Source organism: Methanohalophilus mahii DSM 5219, from assembly GCF_000025865.1.
In the GTDB taxonomy this organism is placed as follows: Archaea; Halobacteriota; Methanosarcinia; order Methanosarcinales; family Methanosarcinaceae; genus Methanohalophilus; species Methanohalophilus mahii.
On the sequence record NC_014002.1, the window covers coordinates 1,239,719 to 1,257,658 of the forward strand.

General features: G+C 40.1%; 20 protein-coding genes and 2 tRNA genes. 10 read left to right on the top strand and 12 right to left on the bottom strand.

Going from position 1 to position 17,940, the window contains the following annotated elements; genetic code table 11:
- The first annotated feature begins 274 nt into the window (after positions 1 to 274).
- Together hxlA and MMAH_RS06105 are read left to right on the top strand one after the other, a co-directional pair.
- Entirely contained in the window at positions 275 to 1,546 is a 1,272-nt protein-coding gene (gene hxlA, locus MMAH_RS06100) for a 3-hexulose-6-phosphate synthase (RefSeq protein WP_281033911.1), read from the top strand.
- Positions 1,543 to 2,310, top strand: coding sequence for an A24 family peptidase C-terminal domain-containing protein (locus MMAH_RS06105; protein WP_013037669.1), 768 nt, complete (start codon positions 1,543 to 1,545; stop codon positions 2,308 to 2,310). Before hxlA ends, MMAH_RS06105 begins: the two co-directional genes overlap by 4 nt.
- Positions 2,311 to 2,321: 11 nt before the next feature.
- On the opposite strand, the gene recQ is transcribed toward MMAH_RS06105, so the two are convergent.
- Complete coding sequence (recQ, locus tag MMAH_RS06110) at positions 2,322 to 4,121, bottom strand: DNA helicase RecQ (protein ID WP_013037670.1); 1,800 nt, start codon at positions 4,119 to 4,121, stop codon at positions 2,322 to 2,324.
- A 177-nt stretch (positions 4,122 to 4,298) separates the two neighbouring features.
- Between recQ and guaA the strand changes: the two genes are divergently transcribed.
- Positions 4,299 to 5,213 carry a glutamine-hydrolyzing GMP synthase gene (gene guaA, locus MMAH_RS06115; protein ID WP_013037671.1) on the top strand — a complete coding sequence of 305 codons (915 nt, stop codon included), beginning with the start codon at positions 4,299 to 4,301 and terminating at the stop codon, positions 5,211 to 5,213.
- Positions 5,210 to 6,250, top strand: coding sequence for an archaeosine biosynthesis radical SAM protein RaSEA (locus tag MMAH_RS06120; protein ID WP_013037672.1), 1,041 nt, complete (start codon positions 5,210 to 5,212; stop codon positions 6,248 to 6,250). Before guaA ends, MMAH_RS06120 begins: the two co-directional genes overlap by 4 nt.
- Positions 6,251 to 6,254: 4 nt before the next feature.
- Here the strand turns inward: MMAH_RS06120 and argB are convergent, their stop codons facing one another.
- Both argB and MMAH_RS06130 read right to left on the bottom strand, forming a co-directional pair.
- Positions 6,255 to 7,142, bottom strand: coding sequence for an acetylglutamate kinase (gene argB, locus MMAH_RS06125; RefSeq protein ID WP_013037673.1), 888 nt, complete (start codon positions 7,140 to 7,142; stop codon positions 6,255 to 6,257).
- Between the two features lie 105 nt (positions 7,143 to 7,247).
- Complete coding sequence (locus MMAH_RS06130) at positions 7,248 to 7,550, bottom strand: non-histone chromosomal MC1 family protein (protein ID WP_013037674.1); 303 nt, start codon at positions 7,548 to 7,550, stop codon at positions 7,248 to 7,250.
- A 247-nt stretch (positions 7,551 to 7,797) separates the two neighbouring features.
- Here MMAH_RS06130 and mptA point away from each other — a divergent pair, with 247 nt between their 5' ends.
- On the top strand, positions 7,798 to 8,751 hold the full coding sequence (gene mptA / locus MMAH_RS06135; RefSeq protein WP_013037675.1) for a GTP cyclohydrolase MptA: 954 nt from the start codon (positions 7,798 to 7,800) through the stop codon (positions 8,749 to 8,751).
- Positions 8,752 to 8,765: 14 nt separating this feature from the next.
- The gene (locus tag MMAH_RS06140; protein WP_013037676.1) at positions 8,766 to 9,077 is read left to right on the top strand and encodes a DUF2098 domain-containing protein; all 312 of its coding nucleotides are present in this window, start codon (positions 8,766 to 8,768) and stop codon (positions 9,075 to 9,077) included.
- Here the strand turns inward: MMAH_RS06140 and MMAH_RS06145 are convergent, their stop codons facing one another.
- The 6 genes from MMAH_RS06145 to MMAH_RS10850 all read right to left on the bottom strand — a co-directional run bounded on the left by MMAH_RS06145 (position 9,078) and on the right by MMAH_RS10850 (position 11,937).
- Positions 9,078 to 10,019, bottom strand: a complete 942-nt coding sequence (locus tag MMAH_RS06145) for a nucleotidyltransferase domain-containing protein (protein ID WP_013037677.1) — start codon at positions 10,017 to 10,019, stop codon at positions 9,078 to 9,080.
- 48 nt (positions 10,020 to 10,067) lie between these two features.
- The gene (locus MMAH_RS06150) at positions 10,068 to 10,541 is read right to left on the bottom strand and encodes an N-acetyltransferase (RefSeq protein ID WP_157198772.1); all 474 of its coding nucleotides are present in this window, start codon (positions 10,539 to 10,541) and stop codon (positions 10,068 to 10,070) included.
- Positions 10,542 to 10,690: 149 nt separating this feature from the next.
- Positions 10,691 to 10,966, bottom strand: coding sequence for a DUF1699 family protein (locus MMAH_RS06155; RefSeq protein WP_013037679.1), 276 nt, complete (start codon positions 10,964 to 10,966; stop codon positions 10,691 to 10,693).
- Between the two features lie 167 nt (positions 10,967 to 11,133).
- Positions 11,134 to 11,211, bottom strand: a tRNA-Arg gene (locus tag MMAH_RS06160).
- Between the two features lie 72 nt (positions 11,212 to 11,283).
- Complete coding sequence (gene tsaA / locus MMAH_RS06165; RefSeq protein WP_013037680.1) at positions 11,284 to 11,676, bottom strand: tRNA (N6-threonylcarbamoyladenosine(37)-N6)-methyltransferase TrmO; 393 nt, start codon at positions 11,674 to 11,676, stop codon at positions 11,284 to 11,286.
- Positions 11,677 to 11,754: 78 nt separating this feature from the next.
- Positions 11,755 to 11,937: a 4Fe-4S binding protein gene (locus MMAH_RS10850; RefSeq protein ID WP_013037681.1), complete on the bottom strand. Its 183-nt coding sequence runs from the start codon at positions 11,935 to 11,937 to the stop codon at positions 11,755 to 11,757.
- Positions 11,938 to 12,016: 79 nt separating this feature from the next.
- Here MMAH_RS10850 and MMAH_RS06170 point away from each other — a divergent pair, with 79 nt between their 5' ends.
- From MMAH_RS06170 to MMAH_RS06185, 4 genes are all read left to right on the top strand, one after another.
- Entirely contained in the window at positions 12,017 to 13,063 is a 1,047-nt protein-coding gene (locus MMAH_RS06170; RefSeq protein WP_013037682.1) for a radical SAM protein, read from the top strand.
- Between the two features lie 202 nt (positions 13,064 to 13,265).
- Positions 13,266 to 13,577 (top strand): DUF2551 domain-containing protein, encoded by a 312-nt coding sequence (locus MMAH_RS06175; RefSeq protein ID WP_225420068.1) that lies wholly within the window; start codon positions 13,266 to 13,268, stop codon positions 13,575 to 13,577.
- A 23-nt stretch (positions 13,578 to 13,600) separates the two neighbouring features.
- Positions 13,601 to 14,488: a polyprenyl diphosphate synthase gene (gene uppS, locus MMAH_RS06180; protein ID WP_013037684.1), complete on the top strand. Its 888-nt coding sequence runs from the start codon at positions 13,601 to 13,603 to the stop codon at positions 14,486 to 14,488.
- A 301-nt stretch (positions 14,489 to 14,789) separates the two neighbouring features.
- Positions 14,790 to 15,800 (top strand): DNA-methyltransferase, encoded by a 1,011-nt coding sequence (locus MMAH_RS06185; RefSeq protein WP_013037685.1) that lies wholly within the window; start codon positions 14,790 to 14,792, stop codon positions 15,798 to 15,800.
- 29 nt (positions 15,801 to 15,829) lie between these two features.
- Here MMAH_RS06185 and MMAH_RS06190 read toward each other — a convergent pair whose 3' ends face one another.
- The 3 genes from MMAH_RS06190 to MMAH_RS06200 all read right to left on the bottom strand — a co-directional run bounded on the left by MMAH_RS06190 (position 15,830) and on the right by MMAH_RS06200 (position 17,921).
- The gene (locus tag MMAH_RS06190) at positions 15,830 to 16,801 is read right to left on the bottom strand and encodes a hypothetical protein (protein WP_013037686.1); all 972 of its coding nucleotides are present in this window, start codon (positions 16,799 to 16,801) and stop codon (positions 15,830 to 15,832) included.
- Positions 16,802 to 16,954: 153 nt separating this feature from the next.
- On the bottom strand, positions 16,955 to 17,308 hold the full coding sequence (locus MMAH_RS06195) for a hypothetical protein (RefSeq protein ID WP_013037687.1): 354 nt from the start codon (positions 17,306 to 17,308) through the stop codon (positions 16,955 to 16,957).
- Between the two features lie 525 nt (positions 17,309 to 17,833).
- A tRNA-Leu gene (locus tag MMAH_RS06200) sits at positions 17,834 to 17,921 on the bottom strand.
- Positions 17,922 to 17,940 lie beyond the last annotated feature (19 nt).

Below are 17,940 nucleotides of genomic sequence, written 5' to 3' on the forward strand. Positions count from 1 at the left end.
GCAGATTAAAACTTTAGAAGTTAGTTTCATAATAATCAACCGCAGGCGTTTTTTATTCCTATGCGAATATTTGCGGATAGCGTATAAACTTATTGCCAATTATCATGTTATTTAACAATTGATTCTTTCCGATGACCTCGTGATATAGTGCTCACGGCAACATCAAAGACTAATCTGGAAAACTTTATAGTGATCCACTTCTATTCTCCAGCCTGGAGAAATCACAACCATAATTCCAAATAAAAATTAACAAGGTGATCCTATTAAAACCATAATCCAGCTTGCTCTTGATATTTTGGAGATCGATAGAGCTGTGCAGATTGCAAAGGAAGCAGTCAAGGGAGGTATCGACTGGATTGAGATCGGAACCCCTCTGATAAAGAGTGAGGGAATGGACGCCATTCGTACTCTAAGGAAAAACTTTCCCGAACACACCATCGTGGCAGATATGAAGATTGCAGATACCGGCAGCCTGGAAGTTGAAATGGCTGCAAAAGCCGGTGCAGATATCGTTATGGTTATGGCAACAGCCGACGACTCAACGATTAAGGATGCACTGCTGGCCGCACAAAAATATGGAGTTCGACTCATGGCAGATCTAATTAGCACCCCAAAACCTGTTCAAAGGGCTGTGGAATTAGACAGGATAGGCGTGGACATCATCAATATTCACATGGGGATAGACCAGCAGATGACCGGAAAAACACCGGTAGATCTTGTTTTTGAAGTTGCCTCCAAAACCAGGGCTGATATTGCTGTAGCAGGTGGACTGGATGAGCAGACTGCAGCCCGTTCTGTAGAAGCAGGTGCTGACATTGTCATTGTGGGTGGTAATATAATTCGTTCTGATAATGTAACGGAAGCCTCCAAAAAAATTCGCCGTAGTGTAGATAATCCACAATTAAAACAGGCAAAAACGCCCGATATGGACGAAGAAATACACAAATTATTCATGGAAACTTCCACACCTAATATTTCAGATGCCATGCATCGACAGGGTGCCATGAAAAACATCAAACCAATGCTAAATGATACCAAAATGGTCGGACCAGCTATAACGGTGCAGACATTTGAAGGGGACTGGGCAAAAACAGTGGAAGCGATAGATGAAGCAAAGGAGGGGGATGTTATTGTGATCTACAACGCAAGTCCACATATAGCACCCTGGGGAGGGCTGGCAACTCTGAGCAGCCTCAACCGGGGAATTGCAGGGATTGTAATCGATGGTGCGGTAAGAGATATAGAGGAGATACGCAAAATAGGGCTTCCGGTATTTGCCACTTCCAATGTACCAAACGCAGGCGATCCTAAGGGTTTTGGGGAAGTTAATGCGCTGATTAACTGTGGCGGGCAAAAGGTCAAACCCGGCGATTACATCATCGGTGATGATAACGGGGTTGTTGTAGTACCTGCAGAAAGAGCATACGAGATTGCAAGGCGAGCAAAGGAAGTCCAAAAAACCGAAGAAAGATTATTTGATGAAATCCGTAGAGGAAGGACGCTTTCCGAAATTATTAAACTCAAAAAATGGGAGAAGCAAAAATGATAGTTATTGCCAAGATACTGCTATGCCTGGGATTTCTGTCCTATGCCTCCTACAGGGATATAAAGGAGCGCAGGGTAGGCAACAGGGTATGGGTAATTATGCTGGCAGTCTTTTCCCCTTTTATAATTTATGAGCTTGCAACTTCATCCAGTCTGGTTACATATCTTATACAAATGGCTATCTCCTTTGGTCTAATTTTTGTTTTTTCCTACGTCCTGTTCTATCTGGGAGCATTCGGTGGTGCAGATGCCAAATTGTTGATGGTGATATCCATTGTCTTTCCTTTCTATCCGGCATTTACTATGGGAGGGACCTATTTCCCCACAGAAGGTGTTCCGATCATGAACTTTTTTACTTTTACAGTATTTGGTAATTCAATACTCCTGACAATAATAGTGCCCCTGGGCCTTTTTATCTATAACCTGAGCCGGCCTGACGTTAAAACCACCCTCAAAAAACCCTATTTTATGTTTATAGGCTACAGGGCACCTATCGGAGGACTTGAAGGCAGGCATGTAAAGCTAATGCAGCAACACGAAAAAGATGAAAATGGCAACGTTCAGACCTATTTCAGGAGAAGTGGAAAAGAAATAGACAGGGAAACCCTTGAAGAACTCAGGGATTATTCAAAGAAGGAAATTATCGACAATAAAGTATGGGTTACCCCGGGTTTGCCTTTTATAGTCCCGATAACCGCCGGCTTTTTAACAGCTGTATTTTACGGCGACCTTATCTTCAAACTCACTTTATACTTCATGGCCTGAAAAACAAACCTTCAACAAAAGCTTTTGATCTCTGACAAAAATGCGTCACCGTATTTTTCCATTTTACATTTCCCGACTCCTGTTATGGTGAGCATCTGGTTTGCAGTTTGGGGTTTGCTGGAGGCCATCTGCTTTAAACTGGTATCCGCAAAGACAATGTAGGGTGGCACATTATCCCTTTTTGCAAATTGCAACCTGAGTCTGCGCAGTTTTTCAAATAACTTCGCATATTCACAATCAACAGGAGATGACTTCGAAGAAGCCTTGCTCTGTCCAGATATTTTTTTTGTCGTATTTGTTGCAGCAGATGATTGAGGTATAATTACGTTAGCACCATCATTGAGAACCGCACGACTTTTCTTATTTAACTTTAAAACCGGATATCTTCCACCCTTCACTTCCAGAAATCCCAGGGAAGAGAGCCGATGGGAAAGGTCTTTCCAGTAATCTTGCGGATTGTGGGAACCATTACCATGACAATGGAGTCGATGATGGCCACTTGACACAATTTTTTTAGCCTTTGACCCTGCAATTACCGATGCAACATGTGTTGCCCCGAATTTCTGGTTCAACTCTTTTATGCACTTAAAAATTATTAATGCATCTTCTGTAACATCCACCTGCTGTGGCGGGTTAAGACAAACGTCACAATAGTCACAATCACTTTCGGCAGATTCTCCGAAGTATTCGAGTAAGATTTTCCTTCTGCAGGTGACTGATTCACAGTAATCCATCATGTGGCGTAACTTGGAAAGGGCAATTTCACGTTCTTTTTTAGAAGACATCTGTTCAATGAAATATTGCTGTTTATACCAGTCCCCTCTTTTGAAAAAGAGGATACAATCACATGGTTGCCCGTCCCTGCCACCCCTTCCGGTTTGCTGATAGTAACTTTCCAGATCCGCAGGCAGGTCATAATGCATGACAAAACGTACATTGGACTTATCGATACCCATACCAAAGGCAACTGTTGCCACTACTACCCTGATAGTACCATCCAGGAACTTTTCCTGGGCACGGTGTCTCAGTTCATCTGACATCCCTGCATGATAGAATGCGGCATTGACTCCTAATTTTTTCAGCCTGCCAGCAAGTCCCTCTACGGATTTTCGTGTCTGGCAGTAGATGATTCCACAGGATTCAGGATGAGAGCGCAGGTATGATGTGATTTGTTGATCTGCATTCTCCCCGGATTTAACCTCATAATAAAGGTTGGACCGATTAAAACTTGCTACATACTTCTCAGACCTGACCATATTGAGTTGTTTTGTTATATCACGGGCAACTGCAGGGGTAGCAGTAGCTGTGAGTGCTATTAAAGGAACATTTGGAAAACCAGAGCGCAAGGCACCTAATTTCCTGTATTCAGGTCTGAAATCATGCCCCCACTGGGATATACAATGTGCTTCATCAACGGCAAAAAGATTTACATTTACTTTTGCAAGCAATTTTAGAGTAGATGGCATGGCCAGTCTTTCGGGGGCCACATAGAGAAGATCGAGTTTCCCTCTTATTAGAGAATCCTTAACGTGGCTCATTTCAGAATTATCAAGTGTACTGTTCATATAGGCAGCGGCAATACCATGTGAAAGCAACCTGTCGACCTGATCTTTCATAAGGGATATCAAGGGGGACACAACAACGGTAACACCCTCCATAAGCAGGGAAGGTAACTGGTAACACAAAGATTTGCCACCCCCGGTTGGCATCAATACAAATACATCCTTTTTATTCAGGACATCCTGGATAATATTTTCCTGCAGGGGTCGAAATGTGTCATAACCGAAATAGTCGTAGAGGGTTTGCCGCATGCTACATAGATTGCGCTGAATGCATATAAAGCTGTAAATAGTGGATTGAAAGTATTATGTGTAAAATTTACCGACCGGAAAACATATCTATATAAATTAAAAATTGCATCGGTACGATTAAGTTATACAAATCCCTAGTAAGCACAAATAATCATAAACCATATGGAGTTTCCTTTCATGGTAAAAACCGAAAAATTCATTCCAAAAGCAATCGAAAAAATAAAAGCCAAAGCGCAGGGCAAGACTATCATCGCCCTTTCGGGAGGTGTTGACAGTTCCGTATGTGCAGTCCTTGCACACCGTGCAATTGGTGATAATCTGATACCGATCTATATAGACACGGGCCTCATGAGAAAAGGTGAAACCGAACGAATAAAGGAAATATTCGGTGACATGAATCTCCAAATCATCGATGCAAAGGATCGTTTCCTTGATAATCTGGTGGGAATCAAGGACCCGGAAGAAAAAAGAAAAGCTGTCGGTGAGACTTTCATTCGTGTCTTTGAAGAAGAAGCAATCTATGTTGAGGCAGAATGTTTGATCCAGGGAACCATATACCCGGATAAGATTGAATCCGATGGTGGTATCAAGTCCCACCACAATGTAGGCGGACTGCCCGAACACATCAAATTTAAACATATCATAGAACCCATTGATGACCTCTACAAGGACGAGGTAAGGGAGGTCGCCCATGCACTCGATCTGCCAGAAGAGATCTGTGAAAGAATGCCTTTCCCGGGCCCGGGCCTTTCAGTAAGGATAATCGGGGAAGTGACAAGAGAAAAGGTCGATGTTGTCAGGGAAGCAAATGCTATCGTGGAAGAAGAACTGCTTGAACAGTTCTGCCCATGGCAGACATTCGCAGCAGTTCTGGGCAAAGGGACCGGCGTAAAAGGCGATCTCAGGGTACACGGCTGGATCGTTGCAGTGCGCGCAGTAGGTTCAAGAGACGGTATGACCGCAGAGGCCATGGAATTACCCTGGGATACGCTCAGAAAAATCAGCTCACGCATAACCGGGGAAATCCCGACAGCAGCAAGAGTTGTCTACGACATAACACCAAAACCACCTGCTACAATCGAGTTCGAATGAATCTTAATGACAGGATACTGGAAATTAGACAGCGGCAACGCATTAAAAAGGCTCCAAATAATGAGCCTGCTGCTGTCTGGACAGGCAGAGATCTTCTTCAAGGAGAAGTAACAGATACCCTTACCCTTATTTTCAAGACCAGTGGATGCTGGTGGGGAATAAAAGGAGGGTGTACCATGTGTGGTTTTGTTTACGACAGGGCCTCCACACCCCCCTCACCCGAAGAACTTGTGCAGCAGTACGAAAAAGCACTTGAACGTTCTTCCGGATTACAGGAATTCATAGTCAAAATATTTACATCAGGCAGTTTTCTGGATGAAAAGGAAATTGATGCAACCGTCCGAAAACAGATACTGAACAAGCTGGAAGCAGACAAAAGAATCAAGAAAGTAATTGTAGAAACCCGGCCTGAATTTGTAACAAAGGATACACTTACTTCCTGCACAGAAGTGCTCAAAAACACAGGTTTCGAAATAGCTATTGGTCTTGAGACAAGCAATGATGTAATACGCAAACGTTCGATAAATAAGGGTTTTACCTATGCGAGTTTTTCCCGTGCGACACATCTTGCTCATAAAAAAGATGTTACTGTTAAGGCATATCTGCTCCTCAAACCACCCTTTTTGTCAGAAACCGATGGACTGGAAGATATTATCGCTACGATAGATGATATTGCCGACCTGACTGACACAGTCTCCATAAACCTGTGCAATGTCCAGAGAGGAACTTTTGTGGAACGCCTTTGGGAAAGAAACCAATACAGACCGCCCTGGCTATGGAGTATTGTCAGGATACTCACCGAATCCAAAAAGAATCACCCCGATCTTGTGATCACATCCGATCCCGTCGGAGCCGGTTCAAAGCGTGGACCTCATAACTGCAGGGAATGCAGCCACATGGTTGCCGATGCGATCAGGGATTATTCCCTTACGCAGGATATTACGATATTGGAAAATCTCAACTGTGATTGCAAGGAAGAATGGGAAACGGTACTGGAACTTGATGGGTTAACCTTTGGCTGCCCCATCAAATCCTGAAAACTTAGAATACCATAGTGCCTATTCCTCCATCTGTAAACAATTCCAGAAGGATGGAATGGGGCACACTTCCATTTATTATATGCACCCTTTCTACACCGTTTTTCACACTTGTGGATGCACTGCGCATTTTGGGGATCATACCGCCACCAATAATTCCCTCATCAATCAGATCCTCAACCTGAGGTGCAAGTACCCGTGAAATCCTTGTAGTAGTGTCTGAAGGATCCCTCATAAGTCCTGCTACATCTGTCATTAGGATGAGTTTCTTGGCCTGCAGTGATTTGGCAATATCTCCGGCAACCGTATCTGCATTGATATTCAGGGCATTGCCCTCATTATCCACAGCAATCGGAGATATCACAGGAATGTAGCCCTGATCTGTCACTATATGGATCAATTCCGGATTGATTATCTCGGTTTCTCCAACCCACCCCAGATCCACACTATGCTCGATATCCTCTATCATAACCCTCTGGGCAGGTTTTTTGCGCGCCATTATCATTTTCCCGTCTTTACCGGAAAGACCCACACCTTTTGCACCGTGCTGGCCAATCAGGGACACAATTTTCGTATTGATACTACCTACAAGGACCATACGGGCAATTTCCACAGTCTCATCATCGGTAATGCGCAAGCCGCCTACAAATTCAGGTTTTTTGCCCATCTGCTCCATTTTTTCAGTGATTTCAGGTCCACCGCCATGTACGATGACCGGATGTATACCCACAAATCTGAGAAGCACAATATCCTCAACAATTGCACTCATTATTTCGGGATCTACCATTGCGTGCCCTCCAACTTTTATCACCATAAAAGAATCATAAAATTCACGAATGTAGGGAAGGGCTTCAATCAATATGTTTTCCTTCTTATAGTGGCCTTCTGACATAAAGGCTACATAGGAAAACAATGCTTTAAACTTTTTGTAAAGAAAAATAGGTAAACAAGGGGATATCCCCTTATATGAGTATAATAAAAAAATAATCAGAAATAATCAGACTTGCTCAAGTTTGATTATGCCTGGTTTTTCTTTTTTAACAAAAGGCTTGTTGATTTTGTCAGGCATCCAGTCTGGTTTGTTCTTGGGAGCATCAACTTCCTGTTTCCATCCATGGAAAATATGGACTTTCTTGGTTCCCCTTTCACGGAGCATGATTTTTTCAGGTTTTTTCTTGGTGCCTTTACCACGGTTTGCAACTTTAAGAGCTGCTTGCCTTGGTTGCTTTCCTGTAAATACCCCATGTTCGTTTCCTTTCTCATCCCTTAATACAAAATTTCTCGGTTCTGACTTAGACATTTTATCACCTTGTCCACCGTTACCGGTTATTGATTAGTTGTAATGTTGTTATATATATAATTAACTTTTAATGTTGCCTTTTGCTAATGATTTAATCCAAAATCGACCAAAAGAGTTAATGCATAGTAATAATCACATACAATAAATTCGCCAACAAAACATTTACATGCGATGAATAAAGTCTCAATTATAGTTTTAAAATACCCCCACCAATTCATTTTACTTTACCCATTTTGAGGTCATTTATATGGAACTCCCAGTATTAGAGCTACCAGATGTTCAGGCAAATAAACCAAAAGTACCGATCAACCTTACCAGAGTCGGGGTAACCGATGTGAAAAAACTGGTAGAGATCAAGAGAAAAGATAAAAGACCAATCGTCCTTATATCTACTTTTGATATTTTTGTTGATCTGCCCTCTGACAGAAAAGGTGCAAACCTTTCACGTAATTTTGAAGCTATAGATGAGGTTCTAGAAAAGGCAGTCAATATGCCCGTCTATGAGATAGAAGAACTTTGCGGCGATGTTGCACAGAACCTTCTCACAAGACATGAATATGCAACTCAGGCAGAAGTGATAATGAAAAGTGAGTATGTGATCAAACGTGAATCACCTGTGAAAAAAATACAATGTCAGGAAGTTGTCGACATATTCGCAGAATCCATCGCAACCCGTGATGAAGAAAACAACATCGAAGTCAAGAAACTTATTGGTTCAGAAGTTGTAGGAATGACCGCATGCCCCTGTGCACAGGAAATTATGCAGGATAAGGCCATGAAAGAACTTACAGAACTTGGAGTGGATGAGAAGACCGTATCCCTTTTCCTCAAAAGAATGCCAATGCCCACCCACAACCAGCGCGGCAGAGGTATCATTTCTATCCAGACAAATTGTGACGTCGAAGTGTCCCTGGAAAAAATAATAAAGATTATCGAAACATCCATGAGTTCAAATGTATTCGAATTACTGAAGCGCCAAGACGAAGCTTTTGTGGTAGAAACCGCTCACAGAAATCCAAAATTCGTGGAAGACTGTGTGAGAACAATGGCAAAGAAAATTGTAGAAACGTTCTCTCACCTACCCGATGATGCTATCGTAACTATTAAACAGATAAATGAAGAAAGCATACACAGGCATAATGCATTTGCAGAAAGGGTTGCGGATTTCAGAGATCTTAAAGATGAGATTGCAAATAGTTAAAGAAGGCAATATAAATGGAACCTATAGAAACATCTGACATCGATGGACATCCTCTTGAAATAGGCATGGTGGTGAGATACCTCAATACCGGAACCCTGGGAGAGATCATCGATATAAAGGAAGATGATGAAGGCACATGGGGCCTGCTGGATACCACAGACCTTTACTACAGGGTCGATACGTTGAAAGTATCAGGTGAAAAGGTAGGAAAAAGGGGAGAAAAAGAATACAGTGCAAGCGATGTCAAGGATTACCTGCTCAGCCAGGACGAGGAAACTTCTTCAGGAAATCTGGAGAATGTATATCAGTCCACCGGTGGAGGCTGATTACAATAAACCTTCTTTCTCAAGCAACGTAAGGGAGCGCATCCATTCACCCCGGGGCTCCCTTGAGGTACCTACCACAAGCCTTTTTTTATGTCCCAGTTCCTCAACCACCCCCCTTGCCTCTATTCGTTCTCCTGCTAATGCCTGACCCGAATAGGTGTGCGTATATGAAAGGATATGATCGATCTCTTCATGATCAATTTTATACAATGCCGGATTATCAAAAGCAAATGTTGCATCTGTAACAGTGGCTTTTATTTGAATATGCTCGGTATCTTCCCCCCTTTCCAGGGGCTGATGTATCTGATCCCAATCTCTTGTGAAAAGGAGATCAAAATAAGTACCATCCACCATTCCACGATTTCCTTTTCTTAATTCATGCAGAAAGAATTCGTCATATGATATTTCAGGAGAGCGTTTTCTGTAAATACGTTGCCACATATTCTCATCGATTGCCTCAATACGGGAGTCCAATGATTTTGCTCTTTTTATGGTATCACGTGCCTTAAACCAGGCAGGCCCGTAAACCACAAAATCAATATCAGACATTTCATTTTGTAAACCAGGAAGGATTGAACCGGTAACTCCCTGTTTGCTCATAGGTATGCCGGCATCAAAAAGAACCTTAACAATTGTTTTGATTCGTTCATCCGAGTCAACTACTTCAGGCAGTCGGTCTATAGGGCTGAGAATTTCTGAAACTCTTTCCTGTGGGATTATATGTACATCCGCTATCCAATCCGGGTGGTGCTTGCGCATGTAATCAAAAGAATCTTCGAAATCGTATTTACTGTACTTGATCCCCTTTGCAAAACGGTTCCCCGCCTCATCCGGAGCATACCTTAGTATTCCCCTTACACCGGCGGGGTGGAAATAATCGACTACCGAAAATAAACAGTCTTCATCCGTGCGTACAAAATCCCTTAATCTGGTCCTGAGCATCCATAGCCTTCCTTTATTAAATGCAAGAGTGCAATCATGATAGATAAATTACAAGTATCTGAGCAAGGCAATTTCATTGCAATCCGGGAATTTGGGACATTTTATGCAACCTACCCATACCTTATGGGGTAGTGAGGATTTTTCAACTTTTGAAAACCCCTGTCTTTCAAAAAATTCCGGCACATAAGTAAGAGTAAATGCTCTTTTCACCCCGATATTTTTGCCTTCTTCTATACTGGCATCCAGTAGCATCGAGCCAATGCCCATTCCAGTGCGTTCGGGTTTAACAGCAAAAGACAAGATCTCTGCCAGATCTTCCCATACAACCTGAAGAGCACAGCAACCAACCACTTCACCATTTTCCTCATAAACATAAAAATTCCTTATGTTTTCATACAGTTCACCCACAGAGCGGGGTAACATAACCTCTTTTTTTGCATAGCTGTTTATGAGGTCTTTCATGGGAGTTACATCCTCAATTACAGCCTTACGAATTAAGCCCGGTAACTGTTTATGAATAATAAATTCCTCCGAAATAATAGCATGGATGATACGAATGAACAAAAAGATAAATAAAAATATCGAGTCAAAATTGTAATGACCCTGTCTGTAAGATGCAAGTGACAGGGATAAAAAATATAAAAATTACAAACAATTTTATAGAATTATAATCACTCTTCAGAATCAATTTCCTTATACATTGAGATACCAGTACTTTTCATGTCACCTTCAAGTAACTCAACATCTTCCATTTCAAGGAATTTAATTGCCACATCTGACAGAGTTTTCCTGTAGGATGAAGGCAATTGCAGAGCTTTTAAGCCCTTACACCTGGTGATAATCTGCATAATATCCGTATTGCTCGGCCTGAAAGAAAGATGTACAACTTCTTCATCTTCTTTAAGCGTTTCAATCTCATATTTGGAATTCAACATCCTTATTCTCATCAACTCACCTCTATGAATTAATCGATATTGCACAAATACATATAGTATTCTTTGTATAACAATATATAATTCGTACTTCATAGTATTTAATTACAATAGAGAATAGAAGAATTTACAAACTCAAGTATAAAAAGAAATACACAATAATTAATTACATAATTATAAAATGGCGGGCGTGAAGGGAGTTGAACCCCTGACTTACAGCTTAGGAGGCTGCCGCCATATCCTGGCTAGGCCACACGCCCGCTTCCGACACATCCTGAATGTAAAAACAATCATTTATACTTATTGGTAAAATCAAATCCCGAAAAATTCTTTCAGTCAAATTTGCTGGTATATGGTTTAATATCAATTACAGGAGTACCATCTATAGCGTCAAGACCTTCCACTTCCAGGGTTAATCCGTCTACCGAAAGCAAGTTTACGGTTGTTATCCCTATACCATTTGGCCGATGTGGACTGCGGGTGGCAAATAGCCCCACCAATTTACCATCGGTTCGACGTTTTTGCTTTAATTTATAGCCATGACTTTTGTCAAAATGAAACAATATCTGGATTTTGTTAAATTCTTTAATCCCTTCCAATGCTTCTGCAAAATCGGGATAGATTTCAATAAAGGAAATTGATGAATACATTTTTTCATCAAATACAGGTTCTTTAAAGGTACTTTTCACATAACCAACAGATTCCGGATAACATGTATTTTTCATGTAGTAATCATACCTATTATTAAATAAAAATATGATGGGAAACACTTATTGTGATTTGCCTACAAAATTTACGGCTGCTTAATCCATCAACAAAAGAGCCTTATTTGGACAATGAGAAACACATTGCCCGCAAGCATTACACTTTTGCATGTCTATTTGAACGCGTCCGGCACTACAGAAAATTGCATTCTCACCACAAATAGATATACATTTTCTACAGCCTTTGCATCCAAATACGGCTACATGTGACCCATAAACCATGAAATGTTGTCTGATTTCATATTAGTTAATCCTGATGGTTTAAGAAAAAGTTATATACTGAAATATTCATGCAAAAGCAATGGCAAATATCCAGCAAGCAGAAGCAGGCTCTTTTTACAGTTATCTTTCAACCGGTTGCAAAATGTGCCGCGAAGGTGCAAAAATGGTATTGTACGTAACCGGTCGTTGCGGTAAGAATTGTTTCTATTGTCCGCTATCAGAAGAGAGAAGAATCGATACCGTATATGCCAATGAAAAAAAAGTTCAATGCGACGATGAAGTAATAGAAGAAAGCATGCGTATGCAGGCCATGGGAGCAGGAATTACTGGTGGTGAACCACTCCTTGAAATAAAAAGGGTCTTGTATTACATCCATCTACTGAAAAGCACTTTCGGAAAAAAATACCATATTCATCTCTATACTGCCTTACCCGTAGATGAAAAAACAATTGATAATCTTGTTGAAGCAGGACTGGATGAGATACGTTTCCACCCCCCTCTGCAGGAATGGGGAAATATTGAAAAAAGTAAATTTAAAACAGCAATCATCAATTGTAAACAATCAGGACTTGAAACCGGAATAGAAGTGCCTGCAATAGAAGGTATTGGAAAGTTTGTTGATTTGTGTAATACCGTTGACTGTTTCATCAATTTCAATGAACTGGAATTTACAGAAACAAATTACGGGCAATTACATCGCAGAGGATACAAATTAAAAGATGATATTTCAAATGCTGTAGCAGGATCACGAGATAGCGCAGTAAAAATCCTAAAAAGTTTTAAAAGGGCCCATTTCTGTTCATCTGCTTACAAAGATGCCATCCAGCTAAGGAAACGTCTTATCAGGATTGCGGAAAATACATCTCGCCCATTTGATGAAATAACCGATGATGGTACGATCATATTTGGAATAATACATACCAAAAATACTGCTAAAATACTTGAGCAATTGCAGGAATTTGAAGTTCCTGAAGAAATGTATGAAATAAAGGAAAATATTATTGAGATCGCATCCTGGATACTTGAAGATATTGCAGATGATATCAGGGATGTCAGTGACAAACTTGAAATTATTGAAAGATATCCTACCTCAGACGGTCTGATTGTAGAAAGCATGCCGGTTTGAAATGCAAAGGTGTCATGAAACTATAAAATAAAACAATATGTTTTTATGTTAAAATGAAGTATAAAAGGCAGTTCAAGTCTTAAAAGAAGGCAGATAGTATCCTGCATCAGAAAATAAAAGGTCTTGCGATTGTTTCTTTTAAGGGATACATATTACAAGTTAGCATAAATATATATGCAAAAATAACATAGTTTAGATAGAGGTGTTCGTGCTGGAAACCATAGAAAACCGGGTAAGATCAAGGCTGATAAAATATCTTGGCCGGGATGACACAGGGATACGCAAAGTGGTCCTTAAATTGTTCCTTGACGGCGGGAAATATACCACCAATGATATCTATAAATTCCTTCACGAAAAGGATTTTGATATAAGTTACAGGGGAGTTTCAGCTATGGTTGGGCTCATGAATACACGCCTGGGAATCCTGAGCATTGATGTAACCGGCGATCACAATATCTATTTATTAAAAAATGATTACAGGGATATCGTGCGTTCAGTACTTGACAATTATTAACATCACCTGTAGCTCTGATAATAATGTGGCGGATATTACCTGAACTGTTGTATAAAGGATATGAGTTTTTTCTGGAAAAAGATATTCGTAATTCTAAATTGCCACAGCATATTGCTATTATAATGGATGGAAACCGCAGATACGCCAAAAAACTTGGTAAATTTACCTCATACGGCCATACCCGGGGAGCCGATATTACTGAAAAAGTCATTGAATGGTCCTATGAAAACGGCATTAAGGAACTAACAATATATGCTTTTTCGACTGAAAATTTCAGCAGGAAAAAAGATGAGAAGAAAAGCATACTAAAACTTATAGGAACCAGACTTGAAGAAATGTGTGTTGATGAAAGGACACATAAAAGACGTCTGAAGGTACGTATAATAGGAGACAGAGACCTTTTACCCGGGGACCTCTTGCAGAGTATTGATAAAGTTGAGATGGCAACAAAGGATTATGACAGTCTAAAACTTAACATTGCAATTGCTTATGGCGGGAGACAGGATATCATACAGGCTATACGTGAAGTTGCCAGAAAGGTCAAAGTCGGGGATATCAAAACGGGCGAAATAACTGAAAAAACCATATCCAGACACCTCTATCCGGAAGAAAATTCACCTGTATCAAATGTTGATCTCATAATCCGCACAGGAGGAAATGAAAGGGTTTCGAATTTCCTTCCCTGGCAGGCATGTGGAAATGAATGTGCAGCCTATTTCTGCGCTCCCTACTGGCCGGATTTCAGGAAAATCGATTTCCTTCGATCCATCCGTACATACCAGCAGAGACAGGAGGAAAGAAGCAGAACACTTTCAAACAGGACACTGCATTTTATCCATGATATAGAGAGAAAACTGGATGTAAGAGATGTTGATTCTCAAACAAAAAAAATACCTGAAAAAAATAGCTAAAATTCATAAAAGGCCGGTATCATCAGAAACCATGACGGGAGGGTAATGAAAACCGGCCAGCCTTTTTATTGTTAATTGTTTCTAAAGTGGTCCAGTTTTTCATAGCGTTTTGTTCTCTCTATAAGTCCTTTGAAGAATTCATCCATACTGATCACCTCAATAAGAAATAAGAATATAAACTATTTTAAGGACCTCCAAGCAAGGTGAAAGTAATATAGAAGATTAAAAAAACCACTCATCAGACAATATTTATTTATTCTTCCGGATAGGTTATGAAAATACCTGGTGTATGGAGTTGAAAATGAAGCCTGTTGACATTTATGGGAATGTATTTTACAATGAGGATTGCATTACAGGAGCTGCAACTCATATACCTGATGAGTCGGTAGATCTGATTATTACCGATCCTCCATATGGGATAAAAGGGGACAAATTACATCAGCATTACAATAGAGATGAAAATTTCGTAGTTGATGGATACGTAGAAATCCCGGAAGCCAAATATGCAGATTTCAGTCTGGCCTGGATAAAAGAAGCAGAAAGAATTCTAAAACCCGGTGGCTCCATATACATTGTTTCCGGATACACAAATCTCTATCATATCCTCCATGCCCTGTACCAGACAAATCTGGAAGAGATCAATCACATAATATGGAAATACAATTTTGGTGTTTATACAAAAACAAAATACGTATCCTCCCATTATCATATTTTATATTACCAAAAGGCCGGCAAAAGTCGCACCTTTAATCTGGAATCAAGATACGGAACCTGTGAAAAAACAGAAGATGGTAGATCTCTGAATTACAGGGACAGGGAAGATGTCTGGATAATTAACAGGGAGTACAAACCCGGCAAGGTTAAAAATAAAAATGAACTGCCCCACAAACTCCTGAAGAAAATTATTCAATACAGTAGTAATGAAGGCGACCTAGTTTGTGACATGTTCCTGGGTGGTTTCTCAACTCCAACTGTTGCAATCGGCCTTAATAGGCGTTGCACCGGTTTTGAAATATCAGAGACGATGTTTAGGGCAAAAACCCGGGAAATTGACCAGAGCAATGTCATTAAACCAGGATTTATGGTCCCGGAATTACGCGAACCTGTCATCAAGAATCTGGAAAACCAGGGAAGACCCTGGACTTCAAAGGAAGAAGATTACCTGCTTACGAGGTACAGGGAATTACGTCAAAGTGGACAAAACAAAAAAGATACCATAGAGATAATTGGAGAGGAATTGGGCAGAGGTAGATGGAGCATCGAGAAAGCAATTAAAAAAATTAGCAAAAAAGATGATAACAGGCAATCATAATCGAACCAATTAACAGGAACTAACCCAGATTACAATTTAATTCCTGTGGTATAATTAATTGTTTTTGATGTGGGAAACACAAACGAAAACACACTATTTTTTAGCAGAAACGAATCCAGATTTGTACCATCTTTAAAAATATCGCTTAGAAAAATGGTCCTGCGAACACCTTTTATTTCGATGAATTTACGCGGGAAGGCAGGGATGTCCCAACCTGTAATATGTTCTATCAGTTCAAACATCGCAAGGATACAGGCTCTTTCATATTCAGTAGATGTCCACTGGCATTGATAACCGGAAAGACCCAGATGATAAGAACTAACCTGTCCCTTTGAGGTATTCAAACCTGTTTTTTTAAGGAGAGGGAACAGCCATTCGGATAATAAATATTCAAACTTATACGTATCAATTAAGTCGAAAGAATCCATAAATGCCTGGGATCTGAAAAAATTCATCACCCATTCATGAACATTCGATCTGAATCTGTGACGCTGTCCATTTACATAAGAGGAATCTGCAAGCCATACAAGGCTTCTGGTCTTTGCATCCATGCCAGACTCAGATTCAAACAACCAGAGAAGAAAGTGGATAGTACTTAAGGGGTATTTCCTCCTGTAACTTTGAAGATAGATCCCCCTTAAAAGGTTCGGATTCAGTGAGCTTAAATGACCTTCAAGGCAGTCCTTACAGCTAGATCCTATTATGTGATGTCCAATGGAGAAAATGCATGGATGATATATATCCAGATCCACAGCAATATATTTTCCTTCAAGCAACTTATTGTGGAAATGCTCCACGGTAGCTGAAAAACTTAATGTTTTATAGTCATAAACACCAACTATGTCCCATCCAAATTTTGTTTTAAGTAAAGAGGCACTCAGAAGAGAATCAAGGTCATTGCCAATAATCATACCCTCAATGTTCTGTGGATTACAGAATGGATAAAAATTTCTAACAATAGTCGAAGGAACATTGCACTCCCTATCCCTCAAAACAGACATTTCAATCTCCTTTTACATCATATAAATCTAAAACTTACGCCCATAAATAAACCAATTTTCGATTATTGAATGTATAAAATGAGATCTAGCATTAATACTTTATTAATTTATTGCCGATTATAGAGGTTTATGCAAAAAAAGATGAAATCAGAGTTAAAAAATACAAACTTCAGCGAGTTCGCAATATTCCATATTTGCACAAAAATCCGGTTTTAAATCCAGACCTAACAGGAAAGTTCCCATAGAGTTGTTCGATCCAATACCCATCCTGAATTTGATATAGGAATCACTTAACCTTGAGGGTAATGCAACCATAGCTTCTGAAACAGAGAGGACATTCTCAACTTCAGGGAAAGGTTTTGCCTGAATTAACATTTCAAGTTCTAAATCCGGTGATTTCAGGCGCTTGAAAATGTCATTATAGAACACTATGTTACCCATCACACAGCAATCCTTGCATTTTTCGAGTCGTGCAAGCTCCAGCGGGTCACTGATATCTTCACCCACAATTTCATCCCCGTATATGAGTTTCAGATTATTTTCTGGCCAGTCGTATTCCTCATTTGTAAGGAAAGAAACAAGAATTTGTGAACCCAGTGTTTTTTTAATACCGGTATTATTTTTAATTCCAAGACTGCCGGAGGAATTCTTTTCATCAGAAGACTCAAGCCCAAAAATATGAGACCTGTCCGCCTGATTGAGTAAAAGAATTTCTTCGATACCTTTTTTTGACCTTAGTGTATTCTCTATTTTACACCAACTATTCTTTATTGAAATGAATTTATCCCCCTTTGAATATGGAGTTTTATTTAATCAACTAAATTTGTAATAACTCAATTCTATTTAACTATTGTGCAAAAAGCAAAACTATCAAATTCACATCAAAAGGCAAAAGAGTGTTTTAATTGACCTGCAGTAAATCTTAAACTTCTTAAAATTAGCAAATATCAAGAGCGTCGATGTAATATCATGAGGTCATAAAAATCAAGAAAGGCAAATAAGCAAATGATTTTTGAACTTTAAAAAGAATTTTGGTGCGAGGGAAGGGATTCGAACCCTCGAACTCCTACGAGACTAGGCCCTCAACCTAGCGCCTTTGGCCTGGCTGGGCAACCCTCGCACGCTGTTGTTTTTCGCCA

Bases quoted from the DNA above. Each gene is read 5' to 3' on its own strand.
- MMAH_RS06155 (WP_013037679.1), bottom strand. From the start codon at position 10,966: ATGAGAATAAGGATGTTGAATTCCAAATATGAGATTGAAACGCTTAAA.
- argB (WP_013037673.1), bottom strand. From the start codon at position 7,142: ATGTCAGAAGGCCACTATAAGAAGGAAAACATATTGATTGAAGCCCTT.
- MMAH_RS06190 (WP_013037686.1), bottom strand. From the start codon at position 16,801: ATGTCTGTTTTGAGGGATAGGGAGTGCAATGTTCCTTCGACTATTGTT.
- MMAH_RS06145 (WP_013037677.1), bottom strand. From the start codon at position 10,019: ATGCTCAGGACCAGATTAAGGGATTTTGTACGCACGGATGAAGACTGT.
- uppS (WP_013037684.1), top strand. From the start codon at position 13,601: ATGTGGCGGATATTACCTGAACTGTTGTATAAAGGATATGAGTTTTTT.
- MMAH_RS06130 (WP_013037674.1), bottom strand. From the start codon at position 7,550: ATGTCTAAGTCAGAACCGAGAAATTTTGTATTAAGGGATGAGAAAGGA.
- MMAH_RS10850 (WP_013037681.1), bottom strand. From the start codon at position 11,937: ATGGTTTATGGGTCACATGTAGCCGTATTTGGATGCAAAGGCTGTAGA.
- MMAH_RS06120 (WP_013037672.1), top strand. From the start codon at position 5,210: ATGAATCTTAATGACAGGATACTGGAAATTAGACAGCGGCAACGCATT.
- mptA (WP_013037675.1), top strand. From the start codon at position 7,798: ATGGAACTCCCAGTATTAGAGCTACCAGATGTTCAGGCAAATAAACCA.
- guaA (WP_013037671.1), top strand. From the start codon at position 4,299: ATGGTAAAAACCGAAAAATTCATTCCAAAAGCAATCGAAAAAATAAAA.
- MMAH_RS06170 (WP_013037682.1), top strand. From the start codon at position 12,017: ATGGCAAATATCCAGCAAGCAGAAGCAGGCTCTTTTTACAGTTATCTT.
- recQ (WP_013037670.1), bottom strand. From the start codon at position 4,121: ATGCGGCAAACCCTCTACGACTATTTCGGTTATGACACATTTCGACCC.
- MMAH_RS06140 (WP_013037676.1), top strand. From the start codon at position 8,766: ATGGAACCTATAGAAACATCTGACATCGATGGACATCCTCTTGAAATA.
- tsaA (WP_013037680.1), bottom strand. From the start codon at position 11,676: ATGAAAAATACATGTTATCCGGAATCTGTTGGTTATGTGAAAAGTACC.
- MMAH_RS06185 (WP_013037685.1), top strand. From the start codon at position 14,790: ATGAAGCCTGTTGACATTTATGGGAATGTATTTTACAATGAGGATTGC.
- MMAH_RS06105 (WP_013037669.1), top strand. From the start codon at position 1,543: ATGATAGTTATTGCCAAGATACTGCTATGCCTGGGATTTCTGTCCTAT.